We start from the raw sequence: 4,780 nt of genomic DNA, 5'->3' as shown, positions 1-4,780 counted from the left end.
GGGGGGGGGGCGGGGCGCCGGGGAGCGGGGCGCCGCCCCTGCACTCAGCGTCCTCGCCGGCAACGGCCGCCCGGCGGCCGGCGCCGTCGAACAGCAGGCCGCCACCGCACAGTTGACCCGCCGGCAGCGCCGGGGACGCCGGGGGTGCCGAACGCCTGCGTCCGCTGCCGCACCGGCCAGGAGCCCCTGGCTGCCCGGCGGCGCGCACGCGCGGCCGTCCGGCCGATCGCGCCAGGAGCAAAGGCCGGGCTCCGGCCGGGACCCAACCACCGCCGCACGGACCCGCGTTGACACCCGGGACCCCGGCCCTCCCCGGGCGGGCCGGGGCGTGGAGGCGGGCGGCCGGGGGGGGGTGCGAGGTCCGGTGGCGGGCGGGAGCGGACAGCGGCAAGGAGCGCCGGGGTATGACGGGGAGTGCCGGGGCTGTGCGGCCCGGCCGGGCCGGGCCGGATGGATGGGCGGGCGGGCTGGGCGGGGCCGGATGGATGGGCGGGCGGGCCGGACGGGGGCGGATGGATGGGCGGGCGGGCCGGGCGGATGGGCGGGTGTCTGGCCGGCGAGGGCCCGGGCGGTGCCGGGGAGGGTCAGAGGACGTGGATGGCCGATTCGGCGTGGCGGCGGGCCAGTTGCAGCATCTGGCGGCTCTCGTGGCCGAGCTGGGCGCGGATGCGGCACCGGGCGTCGGCCAGGGTGGCACCGGCGCCCAGGACCTCCTCGATGGTGTCCTCGCACAGAATGACGTGGTGCTGGGCGACGACGGTGACCCCGTATTCGTCGGGCAGGACCGACCATTCACCGCAGTGCGCACTCAGCAGCGGGCGCGGGACGGTCGCCTTGTGCACGATGCGCCCGGCGTGCGGAAAACAGATCCGCAGGCCCGACTCGCGGTGGCGCCCGGCCCCGTCGGCGCCGGCCACCTCCAGGGTGACCTGCTGGATACCGGCGCAGGGCTCGCGCAGCGCGACACCGCGGACGTGCGCCAGGCGCCCGGGCCAGTCGGCCGCCTCATACAGAACCTGGTAGACGAGTTCGGCAGGGCCTTTGACACGGATGGTCTCGGCGAAGGAGAGAGCCAGCTGATCCAGGCGGTGCCAGCGTTCGGCCAAAAACCGCAGACCGGCCAGCGCCGAACGGCTGCCGGCCGCGGTCAGCTCCTCGAGCCGGGCACCCTCCCGAAAGCCGGCGGTGGTGAACTCATGCTCCACACTCAGCCGGCAGCGGCCCGCCGCCAGAGCGGTGACCTGCCAGCGCCCGGCCATGGACGTGGCCGGTTCCCTCAGCAGGTCCTGGCGAAAAGAGATACAGCGGCGCGTGATGTCCTGCAGGCGCTGCGACGTCCAGGAGACGACCTCATCCCCCGCCAGCGCCCACACCCGCAGCCGTTCATGGACCCCGTCGAAGTCCAGCCGCTGGGCATAGACATTGCCCGGCAGATACAGCGGCCAGCGTTCGGGATCGGCGATCAGCGCGTAGACGACACCGGCGGACGCGGCCACCTCGACGGTGTGGGCCAGATGATGGATGCGCTGCCCGGACACCGGGCCTCCTCTTCCGCGCCCCGCCCGCACAGAGCGCACCGGGGCCCTCAGGTCCCCGGCCAGGGGGCATGGTGGCAGTCTCTTTTTGCGGGCAGTGTCCCCCGCCCCGCTCGACGCACGCCCGCACACCACTCGAGCCCACCCCACCCCCAACCCACACAGACCACAACAGACACAGACACAGCCGACGGCAGACACGAGCGACGGCACCCGCAGACCACAGCAGACACGGGCACGGGCGACGGCAGACACGGACCGCGGCACTCGCAGACCACGGCAGACGCAGGCGGCGGCGGGCGCAGACCGCGGCGGACGCAGACCGCGGCAGGCACGGGCGCGGGCGCGTGCCACCGGGCCGCCGGGCCGCCGGGCCGCCGGAGCGGCGCGGCGGCCCGCTGCTCACGGCCTCAGGCGGCGTAGAGGTCGAACGTCGAGCCGCGCCGCGGCCCGGCCACCACATCCAGCTGAGGATCCACGGCCAGCATGGCCTGATGCAGGCGCTGGACCTGCGGAGAGGGCTCCACACCCAGGCCCTCGATCATACGGATGCGCAGCTTGCGGTAGATCTCCAGAGCCGACGCCTGGCGCCCCGAGCGGTACAGCGCCACCATGGCCTGCGAATGCAGCCCCTCATGCTGGGGATAACGAGCGGTCAGCTCCGTCAGCTCAGCGATGAGCTCGGAATGCCGGCCCAGCCGCAGATCGGCATCGATACGCCGCTCCACCGTCCCCAGACGGGACTCCTCCAGACGCATGACCTCAATCTCCAGGATCGGCCCCACCCGCACATCGACCAGCGCGGGCCCGCGCCACAGACCCAGCGCCCGGCGGAAACGGTCCGCCGCAGTGGCATCATCCCCGCCCTCAAAAGCCACCCGCCCCTCGGCCGCCAGATGCTCATACTGATGCACATCCACACTCTGACCCGGTATCTGCATCAGATACCCGCCATGCCGGGTGGCCAGCACCTCCTTGGCACTGCCAGGAGCATCAGGCCCCAGCGCCGTCCCCAGATGCCGGCGCAACTGCAGAATGTAGGTCTGCAAAGTCGTCAGCGCACTCTGCGGGGGCTCCGTGCCCCACAACTCCTCCATGAGCGTGGGAACGGGCATCACCCGTCCGGGGTAGAGGGCAAAAAGGGACAGAATCTGCCGCGGCTTACTGGCCGTCGGAACAATCGATCCCCCGTTGACCTCGGCGCTCAACGGACCCAGAACCTGAATCTTCATGGGCTTCCTCCGTACGTCGTCGAGTTCCTCATCGTCACTGCAGCCCGCCGCGGGCCTCTGCACTCGGTGCGTAAAACGCACTCCTTTCCATATCCCCACCCCCACCCCCCACACGAGCCAGAAAACCGGCCCCACGAAGAGAACAGAGGCACAAAGACAAGAGGCGAAAAGTAAAGGGGCCAGAAGTAAAGGGGCGAGAAGTGAAGGGGCCAGAGGTGAAGGGGCCAGAGGTGAAGGGGCCAGAGGTGAAGGGGCGAAGGGACGAGAAGCAAGGGCGAGAGGTGAGGGGTGAGGGGTGAGGGGGTGTCAGGCGGCGCGCCCCGCCCGCACGTTAGACGCCCCAGACCAGCTACACGTGAGCCGAGGTGAAACCCACCCAACGAACAGGAAAACGTTGTCCACCCCCACCCCCAAGCAGCCCGCAAGCGGCCCGCCAGGCGGGGCCGGACAGACCGGTAGGCGACACCCCCGGCGGGCGGCGGCCGGGGCACACCCTCCCCGGCCGGGGGGTGCGGCCGGGGCCGGGGAGGAGACCGGCGGCCGCACCCCCGCACCGACGAAACCACCCCACCCACCACCCACGAAAACAGCAAAGGCCCGGGCACCGGCCCCAAAGAGGACTAGCCGGTCGCCGCCAGATGCCCCCCGCCGGCCCCCGCCACCGGCACCGCCACCTCATGCCCCGCACTCAAAATGGACCGCTGCAGACGCCGCAACCGGGCCGAGGGCTCCAGACCCAGATCCCGCACCAACGTGGCCCGCAGCCGCTGATAAGCCGCCAGCGCCTCCCCCCGCCGCCCCGAACGGTGCAACGCCAGCATGAACTGCGCATGCAGACTCTCATGCGTGCGATAACCATTCACCAACACCGTCAACTCCGACAGCAACTCCCGATGCCGCCCCAACCGCAGATCCGCCTCAATCCGCCGGTCCAACGCACACAACCGGCTCTCATCCAACCGCTTGATCTCCATCCGCAACCGCGGCCCGGCCTGCACATCAGCAAACGCCGTACCCGACCACAACGCCAACGCCTCCCCCAACTCCCGCGCCGCCCCCGCCCAATCCCCGCCCTCCATCGCCCGATACCCAGCCCCCGCCAACCGCTCAAAAACCCGCACATCACTAAACCCCCCACCCCCCACCAGCAGATACCCACCCGGCATCGTCACCAGCACATCCTTAGCCCGCAACCGCCCACCCCCACCAGCGACGGCGACACCCCCACCAGCGGCAGCGACACCCCCACCACCAGCACCGGAAGCAGCACCGGAGACAGCAGCAACGGAAGAGGAAGAGGAAGAGGAAGAGGAAGAGGAGGCGGTGCGGGCACCGGCAGAGACGCCCGAGACGGAAACACCGGAGGCGGCGGTACGGGCGGCAACGCCGGAGGAGACGGAGGAGGAGCCGGAGACGAATGCGGCGGAAGCGGAGGCAGCACCAGAGGCGACGGCGGCGGAGGAGGTGTCGGCGCCACAGGAGGAGATGTCGCCAGAGGCGACGGAGGCACCGGAGGAGGTGGCACCAGAGGTGGTGGCGGAGGAGGTGGCACCGCAGGCGCCGGTGGTGGCGGTGTCGGAGGTGGGGGTGGTGGCGGGGGTGTCGTCGTGGTCCAGGGCAGCGGCAATCAGCTCACGCAACTGCAGCACATACGTCTGCAACGTGGTCCGCGCACTACGCGGCGGCGCACCACCCCACAACTCCTCCGCCAACACCGACACCGGCACCATCCGCCCCGCATGCAACGCCAACAACGCCAGCACCTGCCGGGGCTTGGGAGCCGTCGGCGTGATGGAACGACCATTGACCCGCACCGCCAGCGCACCGAGTACCTCGATGTCCACAGCGTCCCCCTGAAGGTGGTTGATGCCGTCCACAGGGGAAAAAACCACCCCCCGTACCGCATCCAGATTCAATTAGATTCCCCCCGCCCTGTCAATAGAAAACCGCGTAGCTGGTTTCTAGCCGCCCCCCACCCCCCCTCCGCCACCCCACCCCCCACCCCTCCAGACA

The 4,780-nt window shown here is 71.0% G+C and carries 2 protein-coding genes and 2 pseudogenes; all 4 read right to left on the bottom strand.

Translation table 11 applies throughout. From position 1 onward, the window contains the following. Positions 1 to 584: 584 nt before the first annotated feature. The gene (locus ACFVYL_RS37615; RefSeq protein WP_389724753.1) at positions 585 to 1,538 is read right to left on the bottom strand and encodes an SRPBCC family protein; all 954 of its coding nucleotides are present in this window, start codon (positions 1,536 to 1,538) and stop codon (positions 585 to 587) included. 407 nt (positions 1,539 to 1,945) lie between these two features. After that, positions 1,946 to 2,767, bottom strand: a complete 822-nt coding sequence (locus ACFVYL_RS37610) for a BTAD domain-containing putative transcriptional regulator (protein ID WP_389724750.1) — start codon at positions 2,765 to 2,767, stop codon at positions 1,946 to 1,948. A 620-nt stretch (positions 2,768 to 3,387) separates the two neighbouring features. Then, a pseudogene (locus tag ACFVYL_RS37605) lies at positions 3,388 to 3,972 on the bottom strand (AfsR/SARP family transcriptional regulator); the annotation flags it as partial. Positions 3,973 to 4,443: 471 nt separating this feature from the next. Continuing rightward, a pseudogene (locus tag ACFVYL_RS37600) lies at positions 4,444 to 4,497 on the bottom strand (hypothetical protein); the annotation flags it as partial. Between the last annotated feature and the right edge of the window lie 283 nt (positions 4,498 to 4,780).

This window comes from Streptomyces sp. NPDC058308 (assembly GCF_042880275.1).
Taxonomy (GTDB): Bacteria; Actinomycetota; Actinomycetes; order Streptomycetales; family Streptomycetaceae; genus Streptomyces.
The sequence above is the reverse complement of the archived record's forward strand: the minus strand, read 5'-3'. Positions and strand labels throughout refer to the sequence as shown.

Bases quoted from the DNA above. Each gene is read 5' to 3' on its own strand.
- ACFVYL_RS37610 (WP_389724750.1), bottom strand. From the start codon at position 2,767: ATGAAGATTCAGGTTCTGGGTCCGTTGAGCGCCGAGGTCAACGGGGGA.